At 46.8% G+C, this 15,743-nt stretch carries 15 protein-coding genes; 4 read left to right on the top strand and 11 right to left on the bottom strand.

Features of this window, described 5'->3' with window-relative positions; genetic code table 11:
- Positions 1-205: 205 nt before the first annotated feature.
- Together mutS and fdxA are read left to right on the top strand one after the other, a co-directional pair.
- A complete protein-coding gene (gene mutS, locus H5647_RS10860) occupies positions 206-2,839 on the top strand; it encodes a DNA mismatch repair protein MutS (RefSeq protein WP_045858530.1) in 2,634 nt (877 codons plus the stop codon).
- A gap of 84 nt (positions 2,840-2,923) precedes the next feature.
- Complete coding sequence (fdxA, locus tag H5647_RS10855; protein WP_045858528.1) at positions 2,924-3,247, top strand: ferredoxin FdxA; 324 nt, start codon at positions 2,924-2,926, stop codon at positions 3,245-3,247.
- Positions 3,248-3,312: 65 nt separating this feature from the next.
- Here the strand turns inward: fdxA and H5647_RS22410 are convergent, their stop codons facing one another.
- The 11 genes from H5647_RS22410 to H5647_RS10800 form a co-directional block, all read right to left on the bottom strand.
- The gene (locus H5647_RS22410) at positions 3,313-3,411 is read right to left on the bottom strand and encodes a PEP-CTERM sorting domain-containing protein (protein WP_408034024.1); all 99 of its coding nucleotides are present in this window, start codon (positions 3,409-3,411) and stop codon (positions 3,313-3,315) included.
- Positions 3,412-3,721: 310 nt separating this feature from the next.
- On the bottom strand, positions 3,722-4,783 hold the full coding sequence (gene rpoS / locus H5647_RS10845) for an RNA polymerase sigma factor RpoS (protein WP_045858526.1): 1,062 nt from the start codon (positions 4,781-4,783) through the stop codon (positions 3,722-3,724).
- A 231-nt stretch (positions 4,784-5,014) separates the two neighbouring features.
- On the bottom strand, positions 5,015-5,782 hold the full coding sequence (locus tag H5647_RS10840; protein WP_236074870.1) for a peptidoglycan DD-metalloendopeptidase family protein: 768 nt from the start codon (positions 5,780-5,782) through the stop codon (positions 5,015-5,017).
- Between the two features lie 222 nt (positions 5,783-6,004).
- Positions 6,005-6,958 (bottom strand): DUF368 domain-containing protein, encoded by a 954-nt coding sequence (locus H5647_RS10835; RefSeq protein WP_045858522.1) that lies wholly within the window; start codon positions 6,956-6,958, stop codon positions 6,005-6,007.
- An 88-nt stretch (positions 6,959-7,046) separates the two neighbouring features.
- A complete protein-coding gene (locus H5647_RS10830) occupies positions 7,047-7,688 on the bottom strand; it encodes a protein-L-isoaspartate(D-aspartate) O-methyltransferase (RefSeq protein WP_045858520.1) in 642 nt (213 codons plus the stop codon).
- 172 nt (positions 7,689-7,860) lie between these two features.
- Entirely contained in the window at positions 7,861-8,877 is a 1,017-nt protein-coding gene (gene truD / locus H5647_RS10825; RefSeq protein WP_045858517.1) for a tRNA pseudouridine(13) synthase TruD, read from the bottom strand.
- Positions 8,867-9,340, bottom strand: coding sequence for a 2-C-methyl-D-erythritol 2,4-cyclodiphosphate synthase (gene ispF / locus H5647_RS10820; RefSeq protein ID WP_045858515.1), 474 nt, complete (start codon positions 9,338-9,340; stop codon positions 8,867-8,869). The genes truD and ispF overlap by 11 nt, the downstream gene beginning before the upstream one ends.
- Positions 9,337-10,053, bottom strand: a complete 717-nt coding sequence (gene ispD / locus H5647_RS10815; protein ID WP_052692019.1) for a 2-C-methyl-D-erythritol 4-phosphate cytidylyltransferase — start codon at positions 10,051-10,053, stop codon at positions 9,337-9,339. The genes ispF and ispD overlap by 4 nt, the downstream gene beginning before the upstream one ends.
- Before the next feature lie 26 nt (positions 10,054-10,079).
- Positions 10,080-10,367, bottom strand: a complete 288-nt coding sequence (gene ftsB, locus H5647_RS10810; RefSeq protein WP_045858513.1) for a cell division protein FtsB — start codon at positions 10,365-10,367, stop codon at positions 10,080-10,082.
- A gap of 233 nt (positions 10,368-10,600) precedes the next feature.
- Positions 10,601-11,167, bottom strand: coding sequence for a hypothetical protein (locus H5647_RS10805; protein WP_045858511.1), 567 nt, complete (start codon positions 11,165-11,167; stop codon positions 10,601-10,603).
- A gap of 11 nt (positions 11,168-11,178) precedes the next feature.
- Positions 11,179-13,284 (bottom strand): LruC domain-containing protein, encoded by a 2,106-nt coding sequence (locus tag H5647_RS10800; protein ID WP_045858509.1) that lies wholly within the window; start codon positions 13,282-13,284, stop codon positions 11,179-11,181.
- Positions 13,285-13,502: 218 nt separating this feature from the next.
- Here H5647_RS10800 and H5647_RS10795 point away from each other — a divergent pair, with 218 nt between their 5' ends.
- On the top strand, positions 13,503-13,961 hold the full coding sequence (locus H5647_RS10795; RefSeq protein WP_045858507.1) for an LEA type 2 family protein: 459 nt from the start codon (positions 13,503-13,505) through the stop codon (positions 13,959-13,961).
- 74 nt (positions 13,962-14,035) lie between these two features.
- Entirely contained in the window at positions 14,036-15,460 is a 1,425-nt protein-coding gene (locus tag H5647_RS10790; RefSeq protein ID WP_236074869.1) for a cryptochrome/photolyase family protein, read from the top strand.
- The last annotated feature ends 283 nt before the right edge of the window (positions 15,461-15,743 follow it).

Here is a 15,743-nt window from a genome sequence, read left to right as displayed (position 1 = left end):
CGCAAATAGAACTGATAATTACTTCTATTTACTTCTGAGCGCTCATATAACGTTCAACATCTGGCCGATTTTCGCCCACCCTCTGAAGCTCACGCTATACCGGAAGCTATGCCAGAGAGTGGTTTTTGATGACATTCCTGAGACTCACTGAGACGCCCTGACACAGCGCTTGCGAAAGCAAGACATAATCTAACGTATTGATTTTATGAGTAATTTACCGAAAAAAAGCAGTAAAAAAAGTAAGCTAAGCGAAGCCTCTACCCCACAACACACTCCCATGATGCAGCAGTTTTTGCGTCTTAAGGCCGACCACCCCAATGAACTCCTTTTTTATAGGATGGGTGATTTTTACGAGCTTTTTTTTGATGATGCAAAAACGGCGTCGAAGTTACTTGATGTTACCTTAACGGCTCGAGGTAAATCTGGTGGCGACCCCATTCCTATGTGCGGCGTGCCTTACCACGCGGCCGAAAATTATTTAGCCAAACTCGTGCGCCTTGGGGTGTCCGTTGCGATTTGTGAGCAAATTGGCGACCCTGCAACCAGCAAAGGCCCCGTCGAACGCAAAGTGATGCGCGTAGTTACGCCTGGTACGGTGAGTGACGAAGCTCTGCTCGACGAGTACCGCGATAATTGGCTTATGGCCATCTGTGGCCACGATGACGTTTACGGCGTGTCATGCCTCGATATGGGCAGCGGCCGATTTTTTGTGTTTGAAATTACGGGAGAAGAATCTCTCATTGCGGAGGTTGAACGCTTACGCCCCGCAGAAATTCTTGCCCAAGACACCACCAGTATCCCGTCGAGCATTACCCTTCGCCCCGGCTATAGAGCGCGTGCCGAGTGGGAGTTTGATATTGATACCGGCGTACGGTTGTTAACCCGGCACTTCGAAACAAAAGATTTAGACGGCTTCGGATGCGCCGATTTAACGGTTGGGCTGGGCGCTGCTGGCTGTCTTTTCGGTTATGCAAAAGAAACGCAACGTACCGAGCTGGGCCACATTTCGAGCATTCAAGTTGAAAACCCTGATGACAGTGTTACGCTCGATGCCGCTACTCGCCGTAACTTGGAAATAGACATTAATCTTACCGGTGGCGAAGACAATACACTTTATAGTGTATTAAATACCAGCTCTACCGCTATGGGGGCACGCCTTCTTAGGCGCTGGCTAAATACGCCTCTTCGCGACCAGCAAATACTCGAAGACCGTCAATCGGTGATTACCGCATTACTCGATAATTACCGCTACCACACGTTACAACAATCGTTGAAACACGTTGGCGACCTAGAGCGTATTTTAGGACGTATTGCACTACGCTCCGCACGCCCACGGGACCTTTCTCGATTACTAAGCTCCATTGCGCTCTGCCCCGATATTCAATCGGCACTCGCGACAGGCGAGACGCCCAAATTACGGAGTATTTGCACGAGCATTGGCCAATTTCCCGAGCTTGTAGAATTGCTCAATAAAGCACTCATTGAAAACCCTCCCGTGGTAATTCGTGAGGGAGGCGTTATTGCAGAAGGGTATGACGAAGAGCTCGATGAGCTTCGTAATATCAGCACAAATGCTGGCGAATTTTTAGTAAAACTCGAAACACAAGAACGCGAACGCACGGGCCTTAGCACATTAAAAGTTGGCTATAACCGAGTGCATGGCTATTTTATAGAAATCAGTAAATCACAAGCCGAAAAGGCGCCTGTCGATTACATTCGACGTCAAACACTTAAGAATGCCGAACGCTTTATTACGCCCGAACTAAAAGAATTCGAAGATAAAGCACTTTCTGCCCGAAGCCGCTCGCTCACTCGTGAGAAAGCACTTTACGACGAACTCATCGAAACACTTAACGAACACCTGCTACCCTTACAAACGTCAGCGGCAGCCATCGCCGAACTCGATGTGCTCAATACAATGGCCGACCGCGCGGACCAACTGGACTTTGTTCGCCCGTCATTTACCAATACACCCGGAATCAACATCAAGCAGGGACGACACCCCGTAGTAGAGCAAGTGCTAGACGACCCCTTTATACCGAACGACCTTTCCTTAGATGAACAGCAACGCATGCTTATCATTACGGGACCGAACATGGGCGGTAAATCAACCTACATGCGACAAGCCGCAATTACGGTGCTACTCGCACAAGTTGGTAGCTTTGTGCCCGCGAAATCCTGCGAAATGGGTTTGGTTGATCGTATTTTTACCCGAATAGGCTCGTCTGATGATTTAGCGGGCGGGCGCTCTACGTTTATGGTCGAAATGACCGAAACCGCCAATATTCTGAACAACGCAACCGAAAATAGCTTAGTGCTTATGGATGAAATTGGGCGCGGCACCAGTACCTATGACGGTTTATCGCTGGCGTGGGCTTGTGTGGAACACCTTGCCCAACACCTAAAAGCCTTCACACTTTTTGCGACGCACTATTTTGAAATTACCGCGCTGCCCGACACCTTGCCAACCGTTAAAAACGTTCACTTGGACGCGACCGAGCACAATGACAACATTGTGTTTCTACACAATATTCAACCCGGCCCCGCGAGTAAGAGTTTCGGTTTACAAGTGGCGAAGCTCGCCGGCATTCCTGCTGATGTATTGACGAACGCAAAACAGCAATTGGCCACACTAGAAGCAGGAGCGCAAGCCCAGACAGAAACAACCAGGCCCTCGAGCACCGCTTCGCGAAACACGCCACCACAAAGCCCACAACCTGATTTGTTCGCAGCCCCCATACCAAGCAAAGCCGACAAACAGTTAACGCAAACGAATCCAGATGAACTTACACCGAAACAAGCACTCGAACTCATCTACCAACTCAAGGCATTACTCTAAAAAGGGCGGTGAGGAAGGCTATGCCTTCTTCGACTATCCTGCTAAAATGCCGCGCTTTTACAATACCAGCCAGAGGTTAGCCCCATGACATTCGTAGTCGGTGAAAACTGTATCAAATGTAAACACACAGATTGCGTAGAAGTGTGTCCAGTTGACTGTTTCTACGAAGGCCCCAATTTTTTGGTTATCCATCCTGATGAGTGCATTGATTGCGCACTGTGCGAGCCAGAGTGCCCCGTTGACGCTATTTTTTCAGAAGATGAGCTACCAGCAGATCAGGAAGCTTTCTTAGAGCTCAACGCCGAACTAGCAGAAGTTTGGCCCAATATTACTGAAAAGAAAGATGCGCCCGATGACCACGAAGACTGGGATGGCGTTGAAGGCAAGCTCAAACACTTAGAGCGCTAAATTCAGAGCAAAAAAAACCGCCTACTAGGCGGTTTTTTTTATTTAAATTATCGATTTAGCGATGATTAGCGTCTGACTCTTCTCCTTGAGATTATTAACGCAACCAAACCCACTCCCAATAACGCAAAGGAGGAAGGCTCTGGCACTTCGGCTACGGAAGCCATAACCAGCCCAGAACTACTTAACAATGCACCTAATATTACCAGCCGCATTACTCTATCGACCATACCTGTCTCCATACAGTGAAATTAAACTAGAGAGGAAAACCCTCCTATCTAAATTGCACTAATGCAAACATTGAGCCAATATTTTATTTTCTATGTTTTTCAACAGTCTACGTCACAAACAAAAAGATTAGCAAATACTAAAATGTAAAAATTACCGACGAAAAAAGCATAAAAAACCCCTCGCTAGTAAGATCTACTGAGGGGTTTTTCAACTCTAACTTAACTAAATACTGAACAAATTAACTTCTTACATTGCACCAAAAAGTGCCGTTGCATCTAAACCCTGTTTTTCAAGAATATCGCGCAAACGACGCAAGGCTTCAACCTGTATTTGTCTTACGCGCTCACGGGTTAAGCCTATTTCACGACCAACCTCTTCTAGCGTGCTTGTTTCGTGGCCACGTAAGCCAAATCGACGTGCAACAACTTCACGCTGTTTCTCGCTTAGCTCATCCAGCCAGCCATTAAGGCTTGTACTCAAATCACTATCTTGTAGCAAATCCACTGGGTCCGATACTTGTTGGTCCGGTACCGTGTCGACAACCGTTTTTTCTGAGGAAGGGCCAATAGGCACGTCCATGGACGTGACACGTTCATTCAATGCCAGCATGCGCTCAACATCTTCAACGGGCTTATCCAGTAAATTGGCAATTTCTTCCGGGGACGGCTCGTGATCAAGCTTTTGTGATAACTCCCGCGCAGCGCGCAGGTAGACATTTAATTCTTTAACGACATGTATCGGCAACCGTATCGTGCGGGTTTGATTCATTATCGCCCGCTCTATGGTTTGTCTTATCCACCATGTTGCGTAGGTAGAGAAACGAAAACCACGCTCTGGGTCAAATTTCTCGACCGCACGGATCAAACCTAAGTTGCCCTCTTCAATTAAATCTAAGAGTGCCAAGCCACGGTTCACGTAACGACGCGATATTTTCACGACAAGCCGTAAATTACTTTCGATCATACGTTTTCGTGACGCATCGTCGCCCTTTAAAGCCTTACGTGCAAAATAAACCTCTTCTTCTGCACTTAGCAACGGCGAAAAGCCAATTTCATTCAAGTAAAGCTGCGTAGCGTCCAGATTGCGCTGATAGGTATCATCAACATTAGTGCTTATAGGCGCATTGCGAGCAGAGGTGCGAGCAGCTTTCTTTTTGGTGGTGCTTTTTGCCGGTTTGGCCGCGCTTTTTGGCGCGACAGTTTTTAATGTATCAACATCCGTCACACCTTGCTGGATAGTCTGATGAGCTTGAATACCTTGCTCTAATTCAGCGTAAGATAATACTGTATCGAGTTCTTGAACCGCCATGACCTGACTCCTGTTACCGAGTTTTGTGTTAGCGAGAATCCATTCACTCGCTGCTTAGCAGGTTGGGCAATACCGCTGCCCCCCTTCGGTTTAGTTATTTTTCAGATAGTAATGCTGCTCTGCTGCACAAGGCTGAAACTAAAGAACACTAGTTGTCGGCAGCAATTACAAATCTTTAAGCTTTTTAACTCGATCGCTAGCACTTTTTACTACCGCTGTTGATCGATATGACTATATACGGGGCAGAAACCTTAAAGGGTCTACAGGGTTGCCGTCGTATCGTATTTCAAAGTGTAATTTGACACCATCAGTGCCTGTGGAACCCATTTCAGCAATTTTCTCACCTGTCGTTACCTGATCGCCGTCTTTTACCAATAACCGGTGGTTATGGGCATAAGCGCTCAAATATTTATCGCTATGTTTGACAATGAGTAACTTACCGTAGCCTCTCAATCCGCTACCGGAATAAACAACAATCCCTGCCGCTGATGAATACACAGGCTCTCCCAATTTACCTTTGATATCAATACCTTTGTTTAACCCCCCGTTTGAGCTGAAAGTAGCAATGATTTTTCCTTGAGATGGCCATTGCCATTTTTCTGGATTTTTGCTTGGCGTTTTTTTTGTATCTTTTGGTGCTACTGGCGGTGTTTTTATCGAACGAATTACAGGGCTGGATGAAACCGGTTTCGTAGAAGGACGGGCGGGCTTTGGAGCCGGTGGGACAGCGGGATTACTCGCAACGTTTGAAGCGCCAACCAATAAGGATATTGTCTGGCCAGGGTAGATTTTATAGCTTGAACCCACACCATTCATACGCGCGAGCACTTTGTAGTCCAAGTTGTAACGCCACGCAATCGAATAAAGCGTCTCACCTTTAGCAACTATATGGAATTTAAGACGTTGATCTTCCGGAGAAATGAGATCGGTTACATTGGCTCGCGAACCACCACTAGAACACGCTGAAACTAGCAGCCCTAGCATGGAGACAGTGATCATTATTCCGAACACCCTGTAAGTGCACTTGATCATGCTCAACGAACACTCCTCTGATGAACTACCGATCACTAAGCACAATTACCAACCAAAATTAGAAGTATTTGTGCTTAACATTGAAATTCTATTAAAAATTGATCTATAGCAAATTCGCGAAAAGAACGATTTTCAGTCTTTTTCCGAAGTTTCTCCTACCAATTGATGGCTTACCATCAACGCTTTTAACTAGTTAATTGAATAACGCGCAGACAACCACTCAACAAATAGTACTAATAACAATCCGGTTACGGCGAGTAATGAGGCCGCCAGCAACTGTGAGCTTTCGCCCTGAATGTGCTCATAAGCCATAGGCCATACATTTTGCTGAACAAGTGGTATAACGTCGCCATGACGGTTAAGTGTAGTTTCTACCGTTTCCTTCCAGGGCCACGTCACGTTCAATGAACCGATTAAGAAACCGATTAATGTAGCAACCGTTGTTTGATGATATCGAGCCAGCAACCACGAGAGAAAGCGCGAGAACACTAACAGCCCAGCGATACACCCCAAGCCGAAACTTCCCAAAGCAACCAATTCTAGCTCTGTTATAGCCTCTAAAAACACTTGATAAAGACCAAACAACAACAGCAAAAAACTGCCGGATATTCCAGGTAAAATCATTGCACATATGGCAACAAACCCACCTAAGAACAGCATCCACCATGTGCCCGGCAATTGCGACGGTGTCGCAACGGATACCCCGTAGACGATGGTAGCACCTATAAAACAAGCCAATACTTGCCTCCACCGCCAGTATTGTTGGTGCTTCGCAAGTAACACGATGGAAGCCAGTATTAACCCCGTAAAAAACGCCCAAACCAATAAGGGATACTGCTCTAAGCAATACCCTATTAACGCGGCAAATGTTTTTAGGCTAATTAATATACCGCCGAATACCGCAAGCAGGAAACCTGCATTAATGTATTGCCATGCACTTACGAACCCTTCTTTAAACAATACAACTAGCGCTTGTGGGCCTATTTGTTTAAGGGAATACAGTAGCTCGTCATAGATACCGGTTATAAATGCAATAGTGCCGCCCGATACTCCTGGCACCACATCGGCTGCCCCCATGCCCATCCCTTTCACCAGTAACAGTGCGTAATCCCGTTTTGTGCGTTGCTTTAATTCCATATTCATAACGTATATTCGTTTATTATTTAACCGTTTAATTGAGAAAAACGCCCCGAAAGGCGCTTTTTATTAGGTTGTGCTGATATGATAAATATTACCGAGTAACGCCTGACAATAGCGGTACGAATTTAACCGGCTCTAGCTTTTGTATTTTAAATTCCTCGCTGTCGCCAACCCGCATGACAAGCGTCAAATACTGGGTGTCGGCACCAACCGGAATAACCAAAACACCATCAGGTGCTAGCTGCTTGAGCAAACCTTTTGGAATTTCTCTGGGGGCCGCAGCAGATAAAATTCCGTTAAAAAGCGCGTCTTCCGGCCAACCAAACCCTCCATCGGCATGCTTCAACTGAATATTTCGCAACCCCAATAAACGGAGCCGCTCACGGGCTTTGTCCTGCAGAGGCTTAATACGCTCAACACTCCATACCTGCTTAACCAATTGAGCCAATATCGCCGTCTGGTAACCTGAGCCAGTGCCAACCTCTAACACCCGCGACATTTCCCCACCCGCGCCCAGTAACACTTCCGTCATGCGCGCAACAATATAAGGCTGGGAGAGTGTTTGACCATGCCCAATAGGTAAGGCGGTATCTTCATATGCACGGTGAGACAACGCTTCATCAAGAAAGATATGCCGGGGTGTATTCACCATTACATCTAAAACGGCTTGATTACTCACACCCTGGTCTATCAAGCGCTCGATTAAACGGTCTCTCGTGCGCTTGGACGTCATTCCAACGCCTTCAAGATTTAACGAATTCACACTATCTCCACATCATTATTCTATTGCGACCTTCAATTCTCTAAGCGTTACGCTGTATTGCAACTCGCCAAACAACAGCTATGTCTCAAAGTAAGGCCAAAAAATGGCGGTCAGAACTATATCACAGACATTGCCTACCCATTTAGCCATCCACAGTTTCCGGCTGACTAGAGCGGTTATCCAGAACGGCTAGCTCACGCAATATAGAAGTGGCGTAGGTACCAGGGGGCAGAGCAAAATTTAAGGTAAGCGATTCGCCCTCTAACACCCAACTGAAATTTTCTGGCATTAGCCTCAATAGCCGTCGCTCTTGAGTCAAACCAACATGCTCCAACCCTTCGAGCCATGCTTGCCACGGCTCCAATATGACGGCCTCTTGTGCCGCAAGGTCTGGCGCTACGATAGAGCGCCCTCGCCCCCATAATGGGCCCGTATTCGATTCTGGAAGCCCGTCGAGCGTTTGAAACCAATTGCCTTGCTCTACACGGGCCGCGAGCACTAAATTGTATAGGTATGAGCGCGCGGCAGATTTGGCCATAACTTTCTTATTGCGGCTTCTAATCGTATCGCCCGCTTCAAACCACCGCCTAGCCCAGTAAAGATTGCTGCCACCGCGACCAAACCGCTGTTCGCCGAAATAGTTGGGCACACCTCTTTCGGCAATGCGCGTCAAACGCTCGGAAAGATCGTCGGCGTTAGTGAGGTTTCGAAGACAAATTTTAAATAGGTTGGAGTGGTGCTGGCCGCGACGTAATTTTTTACTGTGTCGTGAAACGGCCAACAACACCAATTCACTCTCACTACTGTCTATTAAGCGGTTTATCTCTGCTTCATCGTTGGCAGGGTCTGTTTTTGGCAAGTACACACTAAACCATTGGCTGGTAACAGCGTGCCGATCTTTTAAACCACAAAAACCTATATCCATAGGCTTGAGCCCGAAATGCGTGGCCAATTGGTCAACAATCCATGCGGTATTGTCACTGCGCTTACGTAACTGCACCACAAGATGCTCGCCGGCACCATCGGGGCTAAAGCCCAAATTTTCATCAACGATAAAATCGTCTGGGGTGGAGCGAAAATCTGCGCCAGCCGTTGGCGCGCCGAGCGAATAAGGGAAATCTATACTGGGAAGCGGTAACGCCTCAAGTTCATCTTTCATCAATTAACACCACTGCCATAGCGGAAATACCTTCGCCACGACCATTAAAGCCTAGTTTTTCAGTCGTCGTCGCTTTTACATTAACGGCTTCAACGCCCACATTTAGATCGTGCGCAATATTCATTCTCATGGCCTCAATGTAAGGCGCCATTTTCGGCGCTTGGGCCACTATAGTCATATCCACATTCACAACACCGTAATTCAACGGCTTCAGTTTAGCGACAACCATCCGCAACAATGCGCGGCTATCGGCATTTTTATAGTGCGGGTCGGTATCGGGAAAGTGTTTACCTATATCCCCTAAGCCTGCCGCTCCCAATAACGCATCGCACAAGGCGTGCAGTAAAACATCGCCATCAGAATGCGCAACTAACCCTTTCTGAAAGGGAATAACCTCGCCCCCTATTACTATTTTGTCCCCATCGCCAAACGCATGGACATCGAAGCCCTGGCCAATCCTCATACTTGTAACCCTTGATTGTCTAAAATAAATTCGGCCCATGCCAAATCTTCTGGCATGGTGACTTTAATATTATCTCGCCTATCCGCTAAAACTAGCACTTTGCCACCTACCTGCTCTATTGCAGATGCTTCGTCCGTAACGGGCAAATCTTTCTCACGACAATATTCCAACGCACTGCGTAATTTTTGTAATGGAAAAAATTGAGGAGTATGCGCTTGCCACAAAGTTGATCGGTCTTCTGTGGCAGCGATAATATTGTTGCGATGCACCCGTTTTAAGGTGTCGGATACGGCCGACGCTAAAATGGCCCCACATTTTTCCGTAAAGGCTAAATCGATCAATGTTCGAATGTTATCTAACGTTACACAAGGCCGAGCTGCATCGTGTACTAACACCCAAGCCTCTTCTGCACCGTCACCCAAACTTTGAACAAAATTAAGCGCGTTCAAAACGGAATCGCTGCGCTCTTTACCACCAAGACAGATAAACACTTTAGGGTGATTAACCAACGAGGTTTTTTGCCAATGAGTATCGCGTGCATTTATTGCCACAACCACTCCGGCTAGCAGCTCTAGTTCTAGCAATTTTTCTAACGTCGTTTCCAATACCGTTTTGCCAGCCAAAGGTAGATACTGCTTTGGAACAGCTCCCTCCATACGCTGACCTATACCTGCGGCAGGCACAACGGCCCATATTTTTTTTGTATCAGTCACTGATGTGCGCCTCTTAGAGTAGAAGACTATTGCGGCAATTTATCTTTTTCGACAATCATGAAAAACGTCTCGCCTTCTTTGATCATACCCATTTCACTGCGCGCACGGCCTTCGATGGCATCTGTTCCGTTTTTGAGCGCCTTAACCTCAGCGGCCAACAAGCGGTTACGCTCCGATAAACGATCATTTTCTGCTCGCTGCTTGGTAATTTCCTTCTGTAATCGCACCACATTTGCAATGCTTCCTTCGCCTACCCATAGCCGATATTGCAACATTACAAAAAGTACGATGAGAACTGAAATTAGCCCTTTCATATTAAGCCGCCCAAAGACACGTATTTAAACCCCTCAAAGTACCATATTTACCAAAGCCCCACAATTTACAGTACTTTGTATGGAGAGCTTTCCCGGCAAGCCACTCGTACAGTCAAAGCCTGCATGCCCACGCACACTGAAGAGCGTTCACAACCCAAAAAGCCATCGTCCCATTATTTTTTAGTATGGGGCGATGGCAATCGCGGGGGTCGTTAGCACGCATAAACAAGCCGTTAGTTCACAATAAATTGCTCCATTTCTTCGGTATTACTTCCGTCTGATTTTTGCCATTCTTCAAACCGAGGCGACTCAGGCTCATCCAAATACCAAATAGCCATGACGAGTGTGGATTTGTCGTTTGGTACTGTTAATTCGCCATTAAAATCGCCTTCGATAGAGGTTCGCAGCAAGCAGCTATCATAATTTACCGTAACACCATCGCCCTCTCGATTGAAATCACTGCAAATCGAAATATACGCTTTGCGATTTGCCGCAATACTAACCTCAACACTTAATGGGTATTCCTGCTCAAACGTGAACACACTCGGTACAATTAATTCAGCCGTTGAGTCATACACCGCATCAGGGTTAGGCTCAACAAACACTGGTTCAGGAGTGGGTGCTAGAGTGGGCTCTGGCTCAACCACAACAGGAACGGTTGTTGTTGGGGTTGTTGTAGGCACCGGTGTAGAATTGACGACAGCGACATCGCCGCCACCTGAAGCAGAAGAGCCTCCGCCACCACAGGCGATAAGAGAAGAGTAAGCGATTAAAACAAATAGGAATGTAGTGTATTTCATGTGATGTCCCCTTACTGCGTGAACGTATTGTTAGGATTACTTTTTTCAACGGTAAACCAATCAACATTATTGGCACCGGCCGATGAAACGTGCCCATGAAAATCTGGGTAAGCATATTTAACATCCATATATTCAATAGGGTACTGCCATTCATAGGGAATATTAATGGCCCAAGGCATACCATTTTCGTTCACAAAATACTCGCCGAACGCCGCATTCGAGGCATCGTCACCTCTTCCCAAAAAATTATCTTGGAAGGCCGCTGTGGGCGCCTGATTTTTTAGATGGATCTCATAACGACGGCCAGGCGCCTCACCAAACACATAGCTACGCTCGTGGCCCTCTGTCCCAAATATAAAGGGGTCGTATGGGAAGCTAGCAATATTTTGCGCTGCAACGTTGGCCACAACAGGAATTTCCAATGAAAATGTCATTTGGATATTGGACCCACATTCAGGTTCCGTTCGGTAAAATTTGCAGTTCTCACCAGGCGTTACAAAATCCCATAAATCGTTGGCGATAATAAAAATTGCATCGTCTTGATTGGTTTCTAACAACAACTCGCGGCGTTGATTATTAATAATAAATTCAGCTCGACTCTGATCGATTTCCGAGCGTAAAAGACCCGGAATACGAAAGGCAAAACCGTTATGAAACGACGCGCCAATTGCAACAATTTCACCTTCAATTTTTATGCGTAACAACGTATCTTCGGAGGTAAACGAAGAAAGACGATAATGAACAACTAAGTCATTCATATCGTAATCGCCCATTAATGGCCAATTATCTTCAAACGCCAATGTCGCCCATGCATTTGCCGCGGGGTAACGGGCGACCGTGACATTCTGTTCCGCAACGTCAATTTTATAATCTTCCACCTCGCCATCTGACACGCCTCCCGTAGGGCCTACGTTCTGCTGCGAACTGATGCGAAAACGGCTCCAAGTACTGCCAGGTTCGGCCCAGGTGGGCACCCCATAAACAACAATGTTCTGCCCTGCATTAACCGCCTTTGCCGTAATTGTTTGTTCGTCCGAATCAAATTCACCATCTCGATCCCAATCAACCCATGCATTTAAATAACCCGTTGCCGACGACTCCACCTCTACTATGGCCGACTGGCCAGCTTCTGAACCCGTCACAAAATTAACGCCATCGTTATCATCTATTCCACTGCCGTTACTCGCATAGGCATTGGGTTCAGCAGTCACTTGTTGACCTAGGAATAGGCCTTCTTCTGATATTTCATGTCGAGCCCCATTGGCGTTGATACTCGTGCCGTAGGAATCTGGGGCATCACCAAAATCGGTGGTGGGCGCTGCAGCCGAAACGATGGGAGCAAGTGCGCATCTAGCGCCATCATTATTACTGGAAGAAGGGCCGTGCGCATAAAACTCCGCAATGGGATAATCCCAATTCGTATTGATCCTGAAAATATGGCCGTCTTTATTGCGACTAAGGTAAAGGTTTCCATCCACATCAAAATAAACGGCACCAAATACACCCGCCTCGCCCACATTACTTAATTGCTCTGATGTACCCGCACTCACATCAATTTTCCAAAGATTTCCCCAGCGGTCCACCGCGTAAGCAAAACCATTACTGGGATGAAAGGCTAAATCGTAGATTGCGAGATTTAACGCACTACCATCAACAACCCTCACGAGATCTAAATAGTCTGCAGAATTTTCATCTAAGGAAACACGGTATAGACCGTAATTAGCGCCGGGCCGGAAGAGGTAATAAGCGTTTTCGGCGACCGAAATGTCGCCAACGTAAAACCCTTTATCCGGCATATTGGATAACCACACAGGCTCTACGTCGAAATCGGAATGAATCCGAACAATTGAGCCGTGGCTATAGCTGTAGGCATATAAGAAATTATCATGCACGCTAAACGCCAAAGCGTTCATTTTACTCTGGTTCCAGTCCAGCGGTGATATTTGCTCATAAAAGCCTGTCGCCAACCGAACCCCGAAAAGCGTTGAAACTTTGTTCTGAACTAAAAATGCCTCGTTGGGGCAATCCGAAAACGGTGCAGCATTTAGCCCATTGCTCGCGAAGCTAATTGCCCCGAGAATAAAACCCGCAGCTGCTCTTTTAATGAATTTACTCATGCTATCCTCAACATCCGGTCGAATTGAATTGAAAGTTAGAGTAACTATTACAAAAAACATACCAATACAATATTTATATATTTTTCAATAACTTAGTGGTAACACCGATACAACACCGGATACAATTTGCATTCTCATAATGAAATTTTTTGCATTATGAGAATGCAACGTAAGAATAGACAGAAGATTAAGTATTACGTGAAAAGGAACGTATTCTTGTGAAAAGCGAATCAATTATTATCGTGCTATTGCTGGCGTGTACACTTCTATGCAGCTGCTCTACCCTCGAATTGGAACAGCCACAGGTCTCAATAACGAGTATAAGCCCTCCTAAAACCCAAGGAATGGAGGCGCTAATTGATCTACATATGCGCATATCAAACCCTAATGGCATCCCTTTGCCGCTGAAGGGCATGAGCTATGAGCTTGCCATTAACGACACAGGCCTTTTAAAAGGTGTTAGCAGCACAATCGCCAATATACCCGCTTATGGCAGCAAAGATTTCACCGTACAACTCAGCGTCAATCTTTTTTCAGCGCCTAAATTGCTGTATAGCTTAATGAAAAACCCTCAGCAACACATACGCTATTCCTTCACCACAAAAATAGATTTGCAAGGGTTGCTTCCCAGCTTTTATCTTGTTGATGAAGGCCAATTGCCACTTAGCCTACATTAGGCCATTCATCCAAAAAAATAATAGCCGCGTACAAGCTCCAATAAGTTATTGAATGTGGAGCAAGGTGTTGGTCTATGCATAATATAATGTGGTTTCGCCGAGACCTGCGTGTACACGACAACCCGGCTCTCAGCGAGGCCGTGGGCAATGGGCCGACCGTTGCGGTTTTTTGTATAACTGAGAAAACGTGGGCGGAGCACCGCATTTCGCCTGCGAAAAAATCGTTGCTATTCAGGCAGTTGGATAAACTGGAACGCGCACTCTCAACGCTGAATATCCCTCTCATCATTGTTGATTGTGAGCGCTTTTCGCGCATACCCGCCGCGCTATTTAAGGCAGTGAAATCGCTCTCCGAAACACACGTTCCCTGCGCCCTGTACTTTAACCACGAGTACGAGCTAGACGAGTCACAATGCACACAAGACGTCACGCAAGCCGCCGCGCAACACGGCATTGCCGTACATGACTATCACGACCAATGCGCGATTCGTCCCGGCGCTATTACTACGGCCAGTGGTGATATGTATAAAGTCTTCACTGCGTTTAAAAAAAACTATATTCATAACTTTTTACTTCTCGCGCGGCCAGTATATCCGACGCCCAAAAAGCAAGCGCCTACCGGCATACACTCAGACCTATCGGTTATCAAACGTTGTGCTCATGGCGATCACCACAAGCCGTGGCAATCGCTATGGCCCGCAGGTGAAAACGAAGCGCACAAGCGGCTAAAGGCTTTTTTAAAATCGCCCATTGACACCTATGATAAGTGGCGAGATTTTCCATCGGTTAAAGCCACGAGCACGCTATCGCCCTATCTCGCCATTGGCGCAATTTCAACTCGCCAATGTTTTGCCCATGCGGGCGAACGAGGGCGCGAAGATATCGCAAATGCAATTTCGAGTGGTGCAGCTACTTGGATAGTCGAATTAGTGTGGCGTGAGTTCTACCGTCATCTGATCACGTGCCACCCTAAGTTATCCCGCTATCAGCCTTTTATCGCCAAAACAGACGCCATACCGTGGTCGCACAACGAGGCACTTTTTGAAAAATGGACGAATGGCACAACAGGCTACCCCATTGTCGATGCCGCAATGCGCCAACTCCAAGCCATCGGTTGGATGCATAATCGTTTACGCATGGTCACTGCCATGTTTTTGACGAAGCACTTGCTTATTGACTGGCGTTTGGGCGAACGCTTTTTTATGGAGCATCTGGTGGACGGCGATCTCGCCTCCAACAATGGCGGTTGGCAATGGAGTGCATCAACCGGTGTCGATGCTGCCCCTTATTTCCGCATTTTCAACCCCGTTCGGCAATCAGAACGCTTTGACCCAAAAGGGCTTTTCATTCGAGAATACGTTCCCGCTTTGCAAAGCCTCGACAACAAATCAATTCATCTACCGTCGAAATCACAAGCCCTTGAACTTGGGTATCCCCCCCCCATTGTTGTTCACCGCGACGCAGTGGAACGAACAAAAGCCCTTTTCAAGGCGCTCTAAAAACACCAAGCCAGTGCGTTGCCCTCTACGGGCTTCGCCTCACTATTTGGCCATATCACTTGCCGACGCACCAATCTAAAACCTTCTTCCAATAGGCGAAGTTTTAGGATCCGACGTTTTCATAGACAGCTTGCTCGCAGAACGATCAATTTACGTGAGCACCTTCCAAAATTGGCGGCTAACCGGCGTTTTAGCGCTATCATTAGCCAACGGGCATGCAATATGCTCTGTATACCATCGAAGCATCTACCACGTTAATAGAAAACCTTCACGTTTAGGGAAT

It is taken from the genome of Teredinibacter purpureus, assembly GCF_014217335.1.
Lineage (GTDB): Bacteria > Pseudomonadota > Gammaproteobacteria > Pseudomonadales > Cellvibrionaceae > Teredinibacter > Teredinibacter purpureus.
This window is presented reverse-complemented; position numbering and strand designations above follow the sequence as displayed.

Excerpts from the sequence above, each read along its gene's own strand:
- mutS (WP_045858530.1), top strand. The coding sequence starts at position 206 with ATGAGTAATTTACCGAAAAAAAGCAGTAAAAAAAGTAAGCTAAGCGAA.
- fdxA (WP_045858528.1), top strand. The coding sequence starts at position 2,924 with ATGACATTCGTAGTCGGTGAAAACTGTATCAAATGTAAACACACAGAT.
- H5647_RS22410 (WP_408034024.1), bottom strand. The coding sequence starts at position 3,411 with ATGGCTTCCGTAGCCGAAGTGCCAGAGCCTTCCTCCTTTGCGTTATTG.
- rpoS (WP_045858526.1), bottom strand. The coding sequence starts at position 4,783 with ATGGCGGTTCAAGAACTCGATACAGTATTATCTTACGCTGAATTAGAG.
- H5647_RS10840 (WP_236074870.1), bottom strand. The coding sequence starts at position 5,782 with ATGATCACTGTCTCCATGCTAGGGCTGCTAGTTTCAGCGTGTTCTAGT.
- H5647_RS10835 (WP_045858522.1), bottom strand. The coding sequence starts at position 6,958 with ATGAATATGGAATTAAAGCAACGCACAAAACGGGATTACGCACTGTTA.
- H5647_RS10830 (WP_045858520.1), bottom strand. The coding sequence starts at position 7,688 with ATGACGTCCAAGCGCACGAGAGACCGTTTAATCGAGCGCTTGATAGAC.
- truD (WP_045858517.1), bottom strand. The coding sequence starts at position 8,877 with ATGAAAGATGAACTTGAGGCGTTACCGCTTCCCAGTATAGATTTCCCT.
- ispF (WP_045858515.1), bottom strand. The coding sequence starts at position 9,340 with ATGAGGATTGGCCAGGGCTTCGATGTCCATGCGTTTGGCGATGGGGAC.
- ftsB (WP_045858513.1), bottom strand. The coding sequence starts at position 10,367 with ATGAAAGGGCTAATTTCAGTTCTCATCGTACTTTTTGTAATGTTGCAA.
- H5647_RS10805 (WP_045858511.1), bottom strand. The coding sequence starts at position 11,167 with ATGAAATACACTACATTCCTATTTGTTTTAATCGCTTACTCTTCTCTT.
- H5647_RS10800 (WP_045858509.1), bottom strand. The coding sequence starts at position 13,284 with ATGAGTAAATTCATTAAAAGAGCAGCTGCGGGTTTTATTCTCGGGGCA.
- H5647_RS10790 (WP_236074869.1), top strand. The coding sequence starts at position 14,036 with ATGCATAATATAATGTGGTTTCGCCGAGACCTGCGTGTACACGACAAC.